Source organism: Halobacillus andaensis (assembly GCF_014636475.1).
GTDB lineage: Bacteria > Bacillota > Bacilli > Bacillales > Halobacillaceae > Halobacillus_A > Halobacillus_A andaensis.
Genome location: NZ_BMEL01000003.1, coordinates 355,016 through 372,495 on the forward strand (window position 1 = coordinate 355,016; position 17,480 = coordinate 372,495).

The 17,480-nt window shown below is 39.8% G+C and carries 18 protein-coding genes and 1 pseudogene; 3 read left to right on the top strand and 16 right to left on the bottom strand.

Annotation, left to right across the window (positions count from 1 at the left end):
• Positions 1-170 precede the first annotated feature (170 nt).
• From IEV27_RS13100 to IEV27_RS13130, 7 genes are all read right to left on the bottom strand, one after another.
• Entirely contained in the window at positions 171-1,646 is a 1,476-nt protein-coding gene (locus IEV27_RS13100) for an oligosaccharide flippase family protein (RefSeq protein ID WP_188377944.1), read from the bottom strand.
• A 23-nt stretch (positions 1,647-1,669) separates the two neighbouring features.
• The gene (locus tag IEV27_RS13105) at positions 1,670-2,317 is read right to left on the bottom strand and encodes a CpsD/CapB family tyrosine-protein kinase (RefSeq protein ID WP_188377945.1); all 648 of its coding nucleotides are present in this window, start codon (positions 2,315-2,317) and stop codon (positions 1,670-1,672) included.
• On the bottom strand, positions 2,301-3,068 hold the full coding sequence (locus IEV27_RS13110; RefSeq protein WP_188377946.1) for a YveK family protein: 768 nt from the start codon (positions 3,066-3,068) through the stop codon (positions 2,301-2,303). Before IEV27_RS13110 ends, IEV27_RS13105 begins: the two co-directional genes overlap by 17 nt.
• Before the next feature lie 34 nt (positions 3,069-3,102).
• On the bottom strand, positions 3,103-4,029 hold the full coding sequence (locus IEV27_RS13115; RefSeq protein WP_188377947.1) for an NAD-dependent epimerase/dehydratase family protein: 927 nt from the start codon (positions 4,027-4,029) through the stop codon (positions 3,103-3,105).
• Between the two features lie 206 nt (positions 4,030-4,235).
• Positions 4,236-5,219, bottom strand: a complete 984-nt coding sequence (locus tag IEV27_RS13120; protein WP_188377948.1) for a hypothetical protein — start codon at positions 5,217-5,219, stop codon at positions 4,236-4,238.
• Between the two features lie 167 nt (positions 5,220-5,386).
• Positions 5,387-6,052, bottom strand: coding sequence for an ABC transporter ATP-binding protein (locus IEV27_RS13125; RefSeq protein WP_188377949.1), 666 nt, complete (start codon positions 6,050-6,052; stop codon positions 5,387-5,389).
• Complete coding sequence (locus IEV27_RS13130; RefSeq protein WP_188377950.1) at positions 6,052-7,116, bottom strand: ABC transporter permease; 1,065 nt, start codon at positions 7,114-7,116, stop codon at positions 6,052-6,054. The genes IEV27_RS13125 and IEV27_RS13130 overlap by 1 nt, the downstream gene beginning before the upstream one ends.
• A gap of 275 nt (positions 7,117-7,391) precedes the next feature.
• On the opposite strand from IEV27_RS13130, the gene IEV27_RS13135 reads away from it, so the two are divergent.
• Positions 7,392-7,931 carry a hypothetical protein gene (locus tag IEV27_RS13135; RefSeq protein WP_188377951.1) on the top strand — a complete coding sequence of 180 codons (540 nt, stop codon included), beginning with the start codon at positions 7,392-7,394 and terminating at the stop codon, positions 7,929-7,931.
• A 334-nt stretch (positions 7,932-8,265) separates the two neighbouring features.
• On the opposite strand, the gene IEV27_RS13140 is transcribed toward IEV27_RS13135, so the two are convergent.
• Genes IEV27_RS13140 through IEV27_RS13160 form a run of 5 tightly spaced genes read right to left on the bottom strand, consistent with a single transcriptional unit; the run spans position 8,266 to position 12,813 of the window.
• Positions 8,266-8,457 carry a hypothetical protein gene (locus IEV27_RS13140; protein ID WP_188377952.1) on the bottom strand — a complete coding sequence of 64 codons (192 nt, stop codon included), beginning with the start codon at positions 8,455-8,457 and terminating at the stop codon, positions 8,266-8,268.
• Complete coding sequence (locus tag IEV27_RS13145; protein ID WP_229735316.1) at positions 8,450-8,971, bottom strand: Rieske (2Fe-2S) protein; 522 nt, start codon at positions 8,969-8,971, stop codon at positions 8,450-8,452. Before IEV27_RS13145 ends, IEV27_RS13140 begins: the two co-directional genes overlap by 8 nt.
• A gap of 14 nt (positions 8,972-8,985) precedes the next feature.
• Positions 8,986-9,534, bottom strand: a complete 549-nt coding sequence (locus IEV27_RS13150) for a 4Fe-4S dicluster domain-containing protein (RefSeq protein WP_188377953.1) — start codon at positions 9,532-9,534, stop codon at positions 8,986-8,988.
• Positions 9,531-11,675, bottom strand: coding sequence for a formate dehydrogenase subunit alpha (fdhF, locus tag IEV27_RS13155; RefSeq protein ID WP_188377954.1), 2,145 nt, complete (start codon positions 11,673-11,675; stop codon positions 9,531-9,533). The genes IEV27_RS13150 and fdhF overlap by 4 nt, the downstream gene beginning before the upstream one ends.
• Positions 11,668-12,813 carry an MFS transporter gene (locus IEV27_RS13160; RefSeq protein WP_188377955.1) on the bottom strand — a complete coding sequence of 382 codons (1,146 nt, stop codon included), beginning with the start codon at positions 12,811-12,813 and terminating at the stop codon, positions 11,668-11,670. Before IEV27_RS13160 ends, fdhF begins: the two co-directional genes overlap by 8 nt.
• Before the next feature lie 263 nt (positions 12,814-13,076).
• On the opposite strand from IEV27_RS13160, the pseudogene IEV27_RS13165 reads away from it, so the two are divergent.
• Positions 13,077-13,692: pseudogene (locus IEV27_RS13165) on the top strand (Mrp/NBP35 family ATP-binding protein); the annotation flags it as partial.
• 163 nt (positions 13,693-13,855) lie between these two features.
• Positions 13,856-14,467, top strand: coding sequence for an NAD(P)-binding protein (locus IEV27_RS13170; protein ID WP_188377957.1), 612 nt, complete (start codon positions 13,856-13,858; stop codon positions 14,465-14,467).
• A 36-nt stretch (positions 14,468-14,503) separates the two neighbouring features.
• Here the strand turns inward: IEV27_RS13170 and IEV27_RS13175 are convergent, their stop codons facing one another.
• Genes IEV27_RS13175 through cysC form a run of 4 tightly spaced genes read right to left on the bottom strand, consistent with a single transcriptional unit; the run spans position 14,504 to position 17,466 of the window.
• The gene (locus IEV27_RS13175; RefSeq protein ID WP_188377958.1) at positions 14,504-15,298 is read right to left on the bottom strand and encodes a uroporphyrinogen-III synthase; all 795 of its coding nucleotides are present in this window, start codon (positions 15,296-15,298) and stop codon (positions 14,504-14,506) included.
• A 19-nt stretch (positions 15,299-15,317) separates the two neighbouring features.
• Positions 15,318-16,067, bottom strand: a complete 750-nt coding sequence (locus IEV27_RS13180; RefSeq protein ID WP_188377959.1) for a sirohydrochlorin chelatase — start codon at positions 16,065-16,067, stop codon at positions 15,318-15,320.
• 17 nt (positions 16,068-16,084) lie between these two features.
• A complete protein-coding gene (gene cobA, locus IEV27_RS13185; RefSeq protein ID WP_188377960.1) occupies positions 16,085-16,846 on the bottom strand; it encodes a uroporphyrinogen-III C-methyltransferase in 762 nt (253 codons plus the stop codon).
• A gap of 26 nt (positions 16,847-16,872) precedes the next feature.
• Positions 16,873-17,466 (bottom strand): adenylyl-sulfate kinase, encoded by a 594-nt coding sequence (gene cysC / locus IEV27_RS13190; protein ID WP_188377961.1) that lies wholly within the window; start codon positions 17,464-17,466, stop codon positions 16,873-16,875.
• Between the last annotated feature and the right edge of the window lie 14 nt (positions 17,467-17,480).

The window sequence follows — 17,480 nt, forward strand, 5'->3', positions numbered from 1 at the left end:
ACTGCATTTTATAGAAGCGAAAATAATTCATAAAAAAAATCAAATAGAAGATAGAAAACAGCATATAAGGTTTAAGGGCAAAACCGATATAGATATTGTAGTTAGCAAGCATTACTAAAAGAAATAGAAAGAAAACGATGGGTTTATGAGGTTTAGTATGAGTAACTAATCTATATTCCATCTTCAACCCTCCGGTTTTCCCTATTTTCTTTCATTTTCGTTAAAAAGGTGTGTAAGTAATTGATACACTTCACCCTCAAATCACGATCCAGCCAAACGATAACGAGTAACAGAAGCATATTCAGTAAACTTGCTAATAAAGCATACGAACTTAGCCATTTTCCTATTAATAGTAGACTAGAAGTAAAAAACAATGTATACGGAATGATCGCTTTTTTGGCAATTATCCATCTATTCGGGATGCAAACTAAAAAACCAATTAAAGAGAAAACTTCAATGCCCACTCCTGCGATAGCTGCTCCCACTACCCCATATGATCGACTAAATCCAGCATATAAAATGATGCCTATTAAAATAGAAATGGATTGGATAGTCGTTCTAGTATTTTGTTTCCCTCTAGTAGTTAGACCGTCAGCCAGAGCTATATTTATTGCTTGAAAAGTTAACATCAAGGACAAAATTTTCAGAGGAAAAGCGGCCTCTGCCCACTGTTCTCCGAAAAGGAAATGAACAACGAAGGATGACATATAAAAAAAAGGAATGGTCATTCCCATACCAATAAGGGCCATAATTTTAATTTGGGCCAAATTAAAGTTGAGATGATCCCGAAGTCTATTGTTATTAAATGCTCGAAATAATACAGGATAATAAGCCCCTGCTACGATAAAAGGAATTTGTTGTAAAGCTTGAGGAATACGATAAGCAACAGCAAACAGTCCCACTTCTGATAAAGAGATCGTTTTTTCTAACACTAAAGGACCTAAATGCGGGAGAAGTACAAAGAGCAATCCTCCCAATGTAAACGCTCCTAAATTGTGAAAGAGTGCCTTATGGAAAGGTCCCTTGAATCTAAGGGATACACGCCTTGTTACTAATATGACTCCAAAAACTCCAGCTGCTAAATAAGAACATCCGTAGATTATACTAATGGTTACAGGGGCTAGTTCAAATAGGATCCCTAAAGATATGGTGCTTACAAGGAACAAAGCAGACATAATTCGAATGAACCCATAATATTGCATCTTCTCAATCATTTGAAAGAATGTGGTCCCAATGCTTTGCAAGGCTATTCCAGTAACCATCGGAATGGTTAGAAAATAAGAGGTGCGAACAAGTTCATCATTATTACTAAACAGATTGATCATGATGAAGCCTGCCAGGAATGTAAAGACAAGTAAAATAAAACGTAACTTTATATAAGATGAAATCAGTATAGAAACGTCAGCTTTTTTTTTAGACCCTTCTCTTAAGACAATGTCACTGAGACCTGCATCGGTGAAGTAGCCCATAATCATGGCAAAAGCTAAAGCTACACTAAACAAGCCATAATTATAGGAGTGTAAATAAGAGGCTAATATAATAAGTGCTACCGCATTTAAAGTACTAGAAAGAGCGGTACTATAAAATAAATGAAGGATATTTTGAGCGATTGAGTTTTTCTCCATATTCACTTTTACCTTTTTCACGCTTTTAGCCCCTCTTCCCATCGCTACCTCGTTTTTAAAATAACCCCATTTAATCTGTTGTCTGCTCTAAAAACAACTTCTTTTAATTGAATCAGGTGATCTTTTTTTGTTGCATTAGCTGCCGCTACTGCAATGACACCGTCACAATACTTTAGGAGAATTTGTGAATCAGCTGTATTTAGCAGAGGAGGGGCATTATATATCACGATATCGAACTCTTCTTTACAGCTTTCTACTACCCTCTTTACATGTGAAGCCTTCCATAACCCCGCTGGTTTATTTGAAATCCATCCTGCAGGTAAGATAGATAAATTCATTATTTCCGTTTCAGTAATATGTTGGAGAACGCAGTCTCCATATAACAAGGCATTCACTAAACCAGAGTTACATTCAATATTATAATAAGTATGCAGCGTTGGATGACTTACGTTAACATCAGCAAGCAACACTTTAAAACCCTCTTCAGCAAAAGCTTCGGCTAATTGTGAGGAGATGACTGACAGGTGTTTTTCTCGTTCGGTTGATGTCACCATCAAGCACCCTCCATCTTCAAGAAGAGTGTGTTGTAAATTAAAATGAATCATCCTTATTTGCTCCGTCAAAGCCGAATTTTCTTGAATGGCGCGAGACTCTTTAGCTGCTTTACCTAACTTTTTAGTGTTCTTGAACATGTATTTCACCTCTTTGACTTCTAAGAGTCTCTTCCTCATCTTGATTTACTATTTCTTTTTTCTTCCACCTGGAAGAACTCCATTTAGATGAAGTTTTTTTGAATGTAACTTCCCCTAATACGCGAATACCTAATTGTGATTCTATTTCTCGAGAACTCCGAATCGTATCATCAAAATATTCCCTTAAGAAAGCCCCCCCTACACCTAGAAGTAAGCCTATTGCCATACCGATCGCCAAGCTTAGTTCGACACTTCCTACTTTGTCCACGGGCGGGTTATCATCTGGGTCGCTAAGTACAATAATATCTTTCACATTAAGAAGTTCGTTCATTTTATTGACGGTCGTTAAGGCTACTAGATGAGCCAGCTCCCTGGTTTCTTCTGGTTCATTTCCCCTTGCTACTACTTTAACGATTTGTGAATCCTTTGAGTTTTGAACTACAATTTTCTCTTCTAGCTCTTCGTAAGTATAATTAAAATCTGCTTTAACTGAATTAAGCACCGTTGGACTTTTTATCAAATCCATAGTAGAAGCCAATAGCATGTTTAACTCCTGAGTACTTCCATACTCCATATTCTCTTTATCTAACTTTCCTACTACAATATTCTCCATTGATTCATAGGACGGTTTTAATATGAAAATAACTCCTGCAACTGAAATTAGGAATACACAGAGAGTAACTATAGCAATCGTAAGTAAACGTTGTCTCAAAACTCTAAAAAAGCGTTTAATATCCATGCCCTCTTCCATCATTGCTCCACCTCTTAATTAAAATTAATACAGCCTACGATATCTTAATAAGTCCTTTTTCATAGTAAGCGATCGTTTCTTCTATTCCTTGGAAGAATTCATAGGATGGATACCAATTCAGAAGTTTTAGCGCTTTTAAATTTGATAAATAACTATGCCTAATATCTCCTGGTCTCTCTGGCTGGAAAGTTGGAGAAACAGGTTTTCCAGTAATTTCACTTAAGTTATTGATTATTTCTAAGACAGAGGTTTGTGAACAATTGCTGATATTAATCACTTCATTGTCTCCATTATGAAGGGAAGCAACATTTGCTTTGGCTACGTCTTTTACAAAAACAAAATCTCTCGTCTGTTCTCCATCGCCAAATATAGTAGGACTTTCGCCTTTGAGAGCTTGCTCAATAAAAATGGCTACGACGCCTGCTTCTCCTTTTGTATCCTGTCTCATGCCATATACATTGGCGTAACGTAAAATGGTGTAGGACAGACCATATAAGCGCGAGAATAATTGAATATAAGATTCTGCGTTTAATTTAGACAACCCATAGAAGGAAATTGGATTAACCACGTGTTTCTCATCTATAGCTAGATATTCTGGATTTCCATATAGAGCAGCTGAAGAAGCAAATACAAATTTTTTTATGTTATGATTTACGCTGGCTTCTAACAAATTGATTGTCGAAATAATATTTTCTTCACTATCATAGATTGGTTGGTTCATTGAATGGGCTACAGAAACTTGAGCAGCTTGATGAATAACAAAATCAGGCTTTTCTTTAGTGAATATTTCACTTAAATCTTCTCTGACATCTGCCTGATAGAATGTGACGCCTAGAGGTATATTCTCACGATTTCCAGTTATTAAATTATCGACAACAACTACTTCATAGTGTTGCTTTAATAACTCTTCAGCTATATGGGATCCAATAAAACCTGCTCCACCAGTTACTAATACCTTCATTCTAATCACCTCTCATTTGTTTTAACGTATCTTTCGTTCTTTATAAAGAATATTAAGTAGATTATAAAGGATATGACAATATTAATAAATCGTCAAAAAACGCGATTTTATTCTATTTAAAGAACAATATCTTTAAATTTCTTAAAATAACTCTGTTTTACTTAATTTTATGTTTCTTTTAGAGAACAAAACCTTAAAAAATAATCTCACTCGGCACTATTGTTTCGAGCGAGAATGGAATTTGCGTCTCCCAAATCATTTACTTTATTAGCATTTAAATTACTTTCCAGCTTATTTCTCATCGATTCCTCAGTAAATTCGATCAGTTGATTATCTTGTATATACTCCTCTGGATCCCATATCATACCTTCAAAATAATTATCTGAGCCCGTAACAGTCAATATTTTCTCTGTTGATTCACTGGGCTGGATCTGTAAACCTGTAAATTGGTTTCCTGATACTTCGTTTGGGACCGTAATAGAGCTTTGGAATTCTATAAAATGAACACAATTATCTAAAGTAAAATTCGCAAAGCGGTTCCCATTAACGAAACTATATTGGTTCTCTGGCTTATCAGCTTGAAGTTTCACTCCCGTGTGAAACCCTACAATATTTATATTGATAAAATTAACAAAGCTGATGTGATGATCACTTTTTTCCGCATGCAGCATTAAACCTAAGCCTTTGTTGGAACCACTGGAATTAATAATAGATAATTCTTCTATACTGGTTTTCTCCCAAGACCAGAACTTCTGACTTCCACTTAGATATACTACTTCTGAATTAAAATTATCATCGGTAATTTCTATGATCCCACCAGTTATCCCTGCGTTTTTCATAATTTCTATGACGCGAAAATCCCCCTCAACTAAAAGTCTAGTCGTTGTACCCAGCTTCATTTGTATATCACTTTTCAGAATAATACTTCGCTCTATATTATAGTCTCTGTTTCCATTTAATCGAACTTCACTTATATTATTCTCAACACTATAATCAATAGCTTCTTGAATTGCTTTTGAGTCATCTTGTTCATCGTTTGCTTTAGCTCCAAAATCTTCTACATTCACGTAATGCATGGTGTCTTTTGAGGCTTCTAACTCCTTACCTGTATTCATCCATTGATAAATTACACCTATACAAAGCAACACGAGCAACAGGGCAATAACAACATTTCTTTTAGAATTAAGCATGGAAGCCCCTCTATTCTTTAAGAATATAAATATTACTCTAATTCTTCGACGCCCCCACGATAAAATCCTTTTTTTGTGATGTTTTGTGTACCAGGTACACTATATTACTGAGTGTGTACCTGGTACCGGTTTTTGCTTTCCGCGTACCTGGTACGCTCTCTCTCAATCTAACTTTTTATTCTTCCATCTTCTATATACAATACTCGATCACAGACTTCTAACATACGTTCATCGTGCGTTACCATGAGCGCAGCTTTGTTCTTTTCTTTCACTTCTTTGGATAGCATTTCGACCACTTTCCTTCCACGTTCGGAATCCAGGCTTGCCGTTGGTTCGTCTGCTAAAATGAGATCTGGATCATTCATAAAAGCTCTTGCGATCGCAACTCGCTGTTTCTCTCCGCCGGAAAGCTGGTTAATTTGACTTGTTGACCGATGACTAAGACCTAGATCATATATAAGTTGGCTCGCTCTTTCTTTACTCTTTCGATCCCGATTCTTTTTCATATCCCTTACGAGGAGCAGTTGATTCTCCACTGTTAGAAAAGGTACTAAATTTGACGATTGAAAAATGAAACCAATCTTATTCAATCTTACAGCTGACAGATTTTTAGATGAGTAGGTTGAGATATCTTCCTTATTAATAGAAACTCGTCCATCTGACGGACTTAGTAACGCACCAATTATAGATAAAAGCGTGCTCTTCCCTGAGCCAGATGGGCCTACAATCGCTACAAGTTCACCTGTTTCCACTTCTAATGACACATCTTTTAATACTTGTACAGAGGTATCTCCATCCGTGAATTTTTTGGAAATTTGTTCGACTTTCAGCATTATTCCACCCTCCCTATCGCTTCTAATGGATCCGCTTTTGACACTTTAATAATCGAAACCAATGAACCTAGTAAATTGAGTGCTAAAAAGATCACACCTGTCAACGAAATGATTTCAACAGACAACTCAAACGGCATATCTTGAGGCAATATTTGAGTCATGAAATATACACCTGCCAAACTGAAGGTAAAACTAATACAAGTAATTAAAATAACTTGGAGCACAATACTTTTTGCAATGTAACCAGTTGAAGCTCCAATGGCTTTTAAAATACCGAACTGATGAGTTTTCTGTATCGTCAATACGTAGAAAAAGACAGTAGACACAAAAGCTGCGATGAAAAATAAGAAACTTACCATCATGAGCAAGGATCCTTGAGTTTCAGAATAGCCAGGCATTGAGCTAACGGTTTCATCTATTGTAAAAGTATTAAACCCGCTGACATCCTGCTTCTCTCCTTCATACAAATAGGCGTTCATTACATCTTGAGAAAAGTATTCCTGCTCTTCCCAATAGTCGTAACTTGTATGGACGACAGGCAAGTGACTATAGGTTTGCTTTTCTGTAAAGCCGGCAATTACAAATTCTTCTTCTAAATTCGTATCTGTAAAAGAATCCCCTAACCGATAGCCTTGATTTTTTATTCCTTCATCAATGATCACTTCATTTCCCCTCAGCTCATTGATTGAAAGACCTTCAGTAACTTTCGGACCAGATACTTCTTCCGTATTCAATGCAAAAAAGACTACGTCTGATTTTTCTTCTTCTTTTTCAATAGAAGACATTTGAATCGCTAGAGGTGATGTATGGTCGCCATCAATCTCATCCTCAATATTTTTTATTTCCCCCTTTTCAATTTCCGACTTCATGATATTCCCTTCTGCATCATCGTCCATCACGACATAGTCAGCAGGAAGATTTTGAAGTGAGGAGCTGTCCGCTGTCGAAAGTCCAGAGGCCAATCCATTAATAAAAAAGACAAGAAACAAAATGGCGGTCATAATAATCCCAATAAGCGCGTACTTAAACTTTGACTGGTTCAGCTCTTTAAAAGCTAAAAACATATGATGATTCCCCTCCTCGATCTGTCAGGCTAGTAAATGAACTAGCTCTTTTATAGCGTAAAGGAGTTCTCCTTTCCCCATAACGACCTGGAGAAGTAAATTTGAATAAGACTTAAGGTGTACCTGGTACATATTTTTCTCATCGGCGTACCTGGTACACTCCATGCCACTTTCTGTACCTGGTACACCATCAGGTACACCATCTGTGATCATTATCACACGTGAAAGAGACCCTGTTTGGTAGAATTACAGTAAATTGAAAAGGTGGAGTCGTATTGCTAAAGGTTATTATTCCAGTAAACAGGCAGTTATCGATAGACGGTTCATTAGATCAAGCGGGTTTTTTCAAGAAATCAGATGGATCTTATGTATTTAGAAAGGAAATGGGAAAAGGCAGTGCAGCTATTACTGCGGTCTGGGTAGAGAAAGAATCCCATTTGCTTTTCACCATTCCCGAGGATTTAGAGCTCGCTGAGTTTCAAATGATCCATGATGCCCTTAGCAGTCTTTCTGAAGTACTAAAAACTAGCATCGACGATAGTCAAGCATTTATGGGCTACCTAGAAAACGGTGAAACGGCTTTTCTTATAAAACGATGGCACAGATGGAAAGACTTTCTATTAAGAGCAAGACACCGCTCCTTGAAAGGACAAAAAGTGGAAGTACGTGAGGTTCGCGGGATATTACTTGAGTATACAGAAGAGGAAAGCTCTCCCCATTTTGAAGTGAAAGAGTGTGTCATACTCACCACATTTGGAGAGCAAAAAGTAACAGGAAAAAACCTTCAAATTGAACCTACTGGAGAGTTTATTTAGAAATAGAAATGAATTCAGTTGTTACCTTATATAGAGAAGAGAATGGGACATAAGTAAAGCAGTGATGTCAAAAAACAAACATTCGTATAAACGTAGATCACTAGCGTAATCAAAATACGAAGACTCCTGTGGGAATAGCACGAGCCGAAGATCCCGCAGGAAAGCGCTCTTTGCTTTCCGAGGAAGCTGAGACTTTGCCCACGGAAAGCGAGTGTTTTGACGGAGCGTTGGTATAAATTCTCTTTAACATAAATCATCCGAACTGATTTCTGCAAAATCGTTCGGATGATTTTATGCTTTATTAAGTTTTGTCTCAGCCTGTTATCTTTTTTTATTACTGATATTCTTTTTTTCTCCAAATAAGTACTGTAATCAGAGTCACACTAGCAGACCCGCATGCTAGCAAACTATATAAAAAGACACGTTCGAATTCATGACCAAGGTAAGCGTTTATCGTCCATTGCAGCAACATTACATTTATGGCTAACGTCAGTAATATGACGATCCAGCAAATCTTATTACCCATGACGATACTTCCTATCTACTGCATAAACCGTACCATTTTTCACTTCCACTTCAATCATGGGCAGCTCACGTTGAGGAGGGCCTGCAATGGGATGGCCATTGTTTAAGTCAAAATATCCTTTATGGCATGGACAAAGCAGTACTTCATCTTTTTCTTCATAAAAAACAGGACACATTAAATGGGTACAAGCATTGTTATAAGCTTTCAACTCTCCAGCTTTTGTATGAACAAGCAGAGCCGATTCTTCCTCGGTCGGATAATGAAATTCAATGGAAGATCCTTTTGGCAGATCGGCCAGCTTCGTAATTTCCTGTCTGTTCTCCTCATCTTCAAACGTGTCGACCATAGCCTTCACAGAAAATGGAAGAGTAGATAATCCTAATGCGATGGAAGTCCCAGCCGCTGCTTTTAAAAAAGAGCGGCGGTTATACCTTAAATCTTCTTGTCTATTAACATTATTGACAAGGTTGACCATATCACTTTCCGTATAGGGTTTATTTCTTTTATCTTTCAAATCAGGCACCTCCTCTATTCATCGCTTGTATATACTCCGAAAAATTCTGGAACATACTGCCACTTGTCTTGCTCTGTTGGTTTTTTCCCTTCTACCAGGTTCATTTGTGAACGTTGACGGCGTAAAGCCTGCATCTCGTCAAAATCAATAAAACGGATAGCTTCACTAGGGCATACAGAGGCACACATTGGAGCAATATCGTGCTGAGAACGGTCATAACACATATCGCATTTGTACATTTTATTTTCTTCAAAATCGAACTTCGGGATGCCAAATGGACAGCCGAATGTACAATTGCGACAGCCAATGCACTTCTCTTCCATTGCAGAAAGCACCACACCGTCATCCGTTATTTGAATTGCATTAGCGGGACACACTCTTGCGCAAGCCGGATCTTTACATTGCATACAAAGCATTGGATACGTTTGTCTGCTTTCCATAAAATCAACATATTCTACGAAGTTACGCTCTTTCGCATCATGATCCCCACACTCTCTACAGGCAGCCTGGCAAGCTCTGCAACCGATGCAGCGTTCAAACTCAAGGTACATAATTTTATTCATTTGATCCCCTCCTGCTCATAAATTTTTTCAATTTTTACCGCACAAACTTTAAACTCAGGCATTCTGGATATAGGATCTAAACATGGATTGGTCAGTTGATTGACGGCCAATTCTTTTCCCCAGTGATAAGGAATAAAAAGAGTATCCTTTCGTATGGCCTTCGTTAACTTCACTTCCGTTTTCATCGAGCTTCTGGCAGTTGTCAACTGAATCGTTTCTCCCTCTTGCATATTATATTGACTTGCCATTTCAGGATGCATTTCTACATATGGAAGTGGACACTGTTCCATTAAAAAGTCTATTCTTCTCGTTTGTGTTCCAGATAAATAATGGTAAACAACTCGACCCGTCGTTAAAATATGCGGATATTTCTTAGTTGGTGTCTCTCCTGGCTCTTTCCAAGCGACCACAGGTAAATTCGCTTTCCCATCAGGTGTAGCAAATCGTTCTTTAAACATTGTTGGTGTACCTGGGTGATCTTCTTCAGGACAAGGCCAAAACACTCCATCTTCCCGGTCAATCCGATCGTACGTAATGCCATGATAATCAGCTTTGCCGCCTTTCGTCGCTATTCTTAGTTCCTCGAAGATTTGCTTCGGTGTTTCGTATTGAAAATGCTTGCCTTTCCCCATTCTCTTTGCAATCTCACTAAGGATCATCCAGTCGGGCTTTGATTCATGACGAGGCTCAGTTACTTTACGTATATGAATCACTCTGCCTTCTAAATTCGTAGTGGTTCCTTCATCTTCAGCCCATGTAGTAGCTGGCAGCACAACGTCTGCAAATTCCGCTGTTTCCGATAAAAAGAAGTCATTCACTACCATGAAATCCAGCTTTTTGAATGAATCCCATACATACTCCGTATGAGGGGCGGATACAGCAGGATTACTACAGATCACGTGCATGGCTCGAATGTTTCCTTTTTGTACTTCATCAAACATTTCAAACGCTGAAACTCCGGGCTTAGGCATATCTTTCGGATCGATACCCCACACGTTAGAAATGTATTTTACAGCCTCTGGATCAGTTAATTTGCGATACCCCGGCAATAAATCTGCTTTCTGTCCGTGCTCCCGTCCTCCTTGACCATTTCCTTGGCCAGTGAATGTGGCGACTCCCGAAGCAAACTTACCTATTTGTCCTCTTAAAAGGGCAAGGGACGTATATAAAGTTACATTATCTACACCTTTTGACTGCTGCTCGACTCCTCTGGCAAACATGACGACCGAGCGTTTAGATGCTCCATACATTCGAGCAGCCTTTATAATTTTTTCAACAGCAACTCCTGTAATTTCTGCTGTATATTCTGGAGTAAAAGTTTCAACTGATTCTTGCAGCTCTTTATAGTTATTGCATCGCTCGGCCACATATTTTTCATCTACATAGCCCTCTTTGATAATGAGGTGAAGCAGTCCATTGGCCAGCGCTGAATCCGTTCCCGGCTTTAAATCAATGTGGACATCCGCAATTCTAGCCGTTGGCGTTTCACGAGGGTCAATAACAATCATTTTCGCCCCTTTATCTCGAGCTTTCCAAAACCATTGAATACTTGTCGGATGACATTCTGCTGTATTTGAACCAGCAATTAAGAAACAGTCACTATGTTCAAGCTCCGGCCATGGCAGCGTGGACCCTCGATCTACTCCGAATGTCTTTATAAATCCTCCGGCCGCAGAGCTCATGCAAAATCTCCCATTGTAATCTATAAATCTTGTACCTAAGGCTACACGTGCATACTTCCCTACTAAATAACATTTTTCATTCGTCATCGATACGCCGCCGAAAACGGATAGAGCATCCTTTCCGTGTTTCGCTTGAGTTTCAGTGAATTTCTCTTCTATTAAGGAGAGAGCTTCCTCCCAGCTGCTTTCTACGAATTTTCCATTCTTCTTAATTAATGGGCGTTTAATTCTTTCTTTATGGTCAATTTGCTGATAAGCCGTAACTCCCTTTGGACAAAGCTTTCCGTTCGTTACCGGCCAGTCGTACCTAGGTTCCACGCCAGCAATTTTTCCGGTTTTTTCGTTGACTCGAATATGCATGCCGCATTGCATCCCGCAATAGCTGCAATGTGTAGTTATAAGTTTCTCTCCTTCACGATGGAGGTTTTTTACTCCTTTTTTCACCATGAAATCAGTCATTCTCATCGCCTCTTTTCTCTTCATAGTAAGATTCCGATCTTTTTCTTCCAAAGCCGGGTACTTGAACATCATTCATTGTTTGAATCGGACCATAAGGATTTCCTTTATCATTTTCCATATTTAATTGCTTCATTACGCGCAACCGCCGACGGCACGCAGGACAATAATCTGCTAAATATGTTCCATCAGCTAACTGTAAGTCAAAACTTTGCACCCCTAGAATCGCCTTTACATCTTCGATTTGATCATCATCACTATAGAGGGTGCTGCATCGTTTACAAGCTCTTGTGTCTCTCTGGATTTGACCTTGATAATCCATAGGGACGGCCGTTGCCAGCGGGCGAATTGGTAAATGAAATAGTTTTCCGAATGGAAAATAGACGAGAAACATGACGACAGTAATTTGATGGATTAAAGAAAGTTGCGGGTGTAAGAAACCTCCTAAGAACTTATAAGAAAGAGTTAACACTAACCCGGTTACTGTCACTGCCAGCAATACATAGAGAGGCAGTAAGTCAAATTCTACTCGTTGGGTGACCTTAACATCCTGGCTTTTCGACCTTCGTATTAAAGCCATCGTTACACCGATAAGCACCATCATTGCTGTAATATTTAACCCGTTGTAAATAAGCTCAGCGAGTATGCCGTGGGCAGGCATTTTAAGAGTCGGAATGTCCATCACAATAATTTGATACGTATGAGGATCCACTAGTTTAAAGTGCATCCATCCAAACACAAGACCAAACGTGATCGCAAATGATCCGATACATCCCCAGGCAATTAACCAATGGGTGATCCCTCTATAGATGCCCCGTTTAAAGATAAATTTTTGCAGAAAGATATTCTCAAAGGCGGTACGTAAAATGGAAATTAAGTTCCGCTTGGCGTGTGTTTTCTTCTTCATATTGGCAAAGCTTCTTTTTAGAACTTGATGGGTGGCTGGACGCAGTGCCCAGGAGCACATGCGAATCGTAATTCCGATGGCAAACACAAATGAAGCGATCAAATAACCAAATAGCATTAGATCTATATGAGTGAATTGCCCGGTTCCTATCCATATGGATAAAACGAGAATGAGTACGACAAAAAAGGAATACATGCTTACTTTTGAGTAAAAGGATCGTTCAAGCTTTGACATGTTGATCTCCTCTCTCTTTACATTTTTTCTGTTGTTGTGTACCTCTCATTCTATAGAGCTCTTCCTTCTAAGACTGTGACATTCCTCACACTCCTTGGTTTGGATGAGAAAAATTTAGTTCCCATTTTGTGAACTTACGGAAATCTGCGTTCTTCTATAGAAATAAGCTGTGACCTTTGTCACAGCTTGGAAATGTGAGCTTCTATACAATAAAATCAGACCTTCAAAAGAGGAGAGTGGGTTTGTTGTTAAAAGGAAATGTAATTGCCGTAGCGAGTGGAAAAGGAGGAGTCGGAAAGTCTACCGTAGCTGTGAATTTAGCATTATCATTGGCGCATATGGGGAAAAAGACGGCTCTTATCGATCTTGATATTTATGGCTTCAGCATTCCAAAGATTTTAAACCTGGAAGCTAAGCCAAAAACATTAAATAACAAAATGATTCCCGTCGGATTTCAGGATATAAAAGTGATGTCGATGGGCTTTCTCGTAAATGAAAATGCTCCTGTAGTGTGGCGCGGTCCGATGTTAGGAAAAGTGCTCGACCACTTTTTTGATGATGTTCTCTGGGGAGAGACGGACTACACCATTCTTGACTTACCTCCTGGAACAGGGGATGTAGCCTTGGACATGCACCAAAAACTGCCTGACTGTCAGGAAATTATTGTGACTACCCCTCATCCGGCAGCTGTCCACGTGGCAGAAAGGGCGGGAACAATGGCACAGAAATCCGGAAATAAAATTTTAGGTGTCATCGAAAACATGTCCTATTTCTCGCCACCTGATTTAGACGAACGCTACCATATTTTCGGAGAGGGCGGCGGCCCTGCGCTGGCAGAGACACTGGATACCCAATTACTAGGAAAGATTCCTATTTCCATTCCTGATGAAAAAGGGTCCACCGTATTCGAAGGAACACCCCCCCGTCACTATACGGACATTGCGAAAAAAATTATTTTATAAAAGGTACCAGGTACACAAAAGGCAACCATGTGTACCTGGTACCTTTTCTGGTACACTGAAAGAAAAAAGGATGATCAGAAGTGAGCGGAATTCCATTAATGGTTGATGTAGCGGGTCAACATGTAACAGTTGTTGGCGGGGGGAAAATTGCGGAGCGAAGGATTTATAATTTGTTAAGCGGCCATGCGCTGATTGAGGTTGTCAGTCCTGAAGTCACTTCTGGCATACGTTCTCTTTACGAAAACGATCAAATTCACTGGAAGAAAAAGCGTTTTTCCCCAGATGATGTTAACGGTTCGTTTCTGATCATTGCCGCAACGAACGACTCCCTCGTTAATCAACAAGTAATTGAGGCAGCTCCTAAAAACGCGCTCATGAATACAGTAGAACAGGCAGCAGATGGAAACGTTCAATTTCCAAGCCATTTTCAGCGTGGCAGACTATCCATCAGTGTTTCCACAGCTGGGGCGAGTCCTATATTAGCCGCTCGAATTAAAAAGGACTTAGAAGAACAATACGACCAAAGCTATGAGGACTATGTAAACTTTCTTTTTGAAGCCCGCGTGCAATTGAAGCAGTCCTCCTTTTCCATGACTAGAAGAAGGCAAATTCTCCGACAGCTCGTAGAGGAAGATTTTTTTGATCAACAAAAGCAAAACGACATGCTTCATTATATTCGATCCAATAGATAAGCCCATCCCCCTTATGACAGGGAATGGGCTTTCATTCTATGCATGCTGTTGGTAATAACGGCTTAAGGCGATAATCATCGCTCCCATTTTAGGCTTATCAGGCTCAAGCACATGAGTTATTCCATGACTGCGAAGCTCATCTGCTGTGACGCTTCCTATGGCAACAGCAGTAACCTCTTGATTAAAAGCAGAACTCAGCTTCTCACTCAGCGTTTGAAATAGATTTTGCACTTGCGTTTTGCTTGTGAAAACGACGGCATCCACCTTTTGTTCAAAGATTAATTGCTTTAAATGATGTACTGTTTCTTTTTTAGGTTCGATGTAATGATAAGGCAGTGATTGATAAAGATTGATCGGCAAAGTGTTCAATTTATTAAGAATCGCCGGCTCATTCTTATTGTATTGCTGAAGAAAAAACGAGTCGCCTTCTATATTGACTTGGTCAAGTTCTTGCACTAATTCATTCATCGTTCCGTCGTCAGAGACAATAGTTGGCTCCAACCCTTTTTCCTTTAACCACTTCACCGTTTTACTTCCACGAATGGCAAGCTTTGTTTCTTGCAAAGCTTGAATGTACTCTTCTTGACGACCAAGCCTTTCAGCCGCTTCCTCTAGTGCTCTTGCGCCTATTCCTGTCGTTAATATCACGTAGTTGAACTTGGATTTAATGAGCTTCGCTACATCTTCTTCTGCTTCTTTTTCATTAAGTACTTTTTGTCCTTGAATCGATTGTGTAATTGGCGTGCCGCCTTGCTTGCGTATAAGTTCCTCAATGGATTCAGCTTGTCGGTCAGCGGCTATTGCAATGGTTTTTCCAGTAAGCTTTGTCATCTGCATGCCTCCAAAGAAGTCAGTCTTTCGCCTCAACAACGACGAATGGGAAATCAAATGATTCATTTACTCTATCAATAAGAGCGCGTTTCATGTTTGTATGGTCACCTAGCGGCCGGCAGAGCGAAATTTCCACACCATCTTGTTGCAGGCTGGATACTTTTTTCTCCATCGATTGAATAAGCAGACCATCAAACCATAAGTAAGGAACGACCACCAGTCGAGAACTGCGAGGCCATTCTTCAATGATATCATTAAACTTAGGCTCTATGGCAGCTAAATAAGCTGTTTCAACACGAACATGTAAACGTCCCTCTACCGATTGAGCAATGTATTCGATATCACGCTTCGTAGCTGGATCGTAACTTCCTCTTCCAACTAATAAAATCGTCGTATCGTCTGTTAGTGACGAAGCTTCTTCGATGCGATCGACCGCTACATCTATGATTCTCTCTTGCACACCCAGGGGTTCGCCATAAGTTAGTTCAAGCCACGGATAAATTTCTTTCACTTTCTTAAGTTCGATTGGAATGTCTTTTAAAGCATGTCCTGCAGTTAAAAGTAAAATGGGAACGACGGAAATAGAGGTCGCTCCTGCATCGATTAACTTACGTACTCCTTCTTGAACATCAGGCTCACTAATTTCAAGAAAGCAAATTTGCTGTAAAGGTGCATCAACAGAGGGTTGAATGTCAGTTAAAAATTCAATCGCTTCCTGTTTACCTTTATCATATCTGGTGCCATGACTAACGTAAAGTATTCCTTGCATACCAATTCTCCCTCTTATTATATGACAGATGAAATGATGGGCTGAGGCTCTTTCTCAAACCATTGTAAGCTCTCGCGTAGTCTCACTACTTCACCTATCACAATCATTGATGGATTCGATACTTCATGTAACCTCGTATGAATGGAAGCTAATGTTCCCGTCACGGTCTTCTGCTCTTGAGTTGTCCCCCAATGAATAATAGCCACGGGCATATCCGGGTCCATTCCATGAGTGATGAGCTGTTCACACGTATGAGGGAACTTTTTTACGCCCATATAAATGCAAAGCGTACCTTTATGGCGGGCTAAATTCGTCCAGTAGGCTGCAACGTCTTCTTGCGGATTTACTCCAGATACAAAAGTAACAGAAGAACTTAGCTCACGGTGTGTTAGAGGAATACCAGCGTAAGCGGGGGCTGCTGAGCCCGACGTAATCCCAGGTATGATTTCAAACTCAATTCCTTTTTCACTTAAGACCGCCGCTTCTTCTCCTCCACGACCAAAAATGAAGGGATCTCCTCCTTTTAAACGTGTAACGACTTTATTTTTCTTGGCATATTGCCAGAGCAGCTCATTAATGTTCTCTTGACGCAACGTGTGCTGGTCCGGCTGCTTGCCGCAGAAAATCAGTTGGGCTCCCTTTGAAGCATATTCCAGCAGCTCTTCATTGACGAGTCGATCATAGAGAATGACGTCAGCCCTTTCAATTGCCTTCATTCCCTTAACTGTTATTAATCCCGGGTCTCCAGGTCCTGCTCCTACTAAATAGACTTTCGCCATTGTTATCCCCCCACGTTGATGAGCTGCTAAATCCAGTTTCTTTCTTGCAAAAATTGAATGATTTTATCTGCTGATTCCTTTGCTGATTCTTGTTCTGTACGAATCACGAGTTCACTAGATTGTGGCGCTTCATAAGGAGAGTCGATCCCTGTAAAAGAAGGAATTTCTCCATTTCTTACTTTTTTATAGATTCCTTTTGGATCGCGTTTTTCACACTCTTGTAAAGGACAATCCACGTAGACTTCAACGAACTCTCCTTCTGTTAAGCTGGCGCGAATCTGATCTCGATCCGACCGAAAAGGAGAAATAAAGGAGGCGAGTACAATGGTACCGCTGTCGGCAAAAAGCTTAGCCACCTCTCCCACGCGGCGAATATTTTCTTCACGATCACGATCGCCAAAACCCAGGTCCTTGTTCAGCCCGTGCCGTACGTTATCGCCATCCAGTACATAAGTTTGCAGCCCTTTTTCAAAAAGCTTCTGATTCACGATATTTGCAATGGTCGACTTCCCGGAGCCTGACAGTCCTGTTAACCAGATCACTCCGCTGGAATGTTTGTTTTTCTTACGATAATCTTCTTTTGTGATAGACGTGTCGTGCCACGTGATATTAGAACTCATGCTAACTCTTCCCT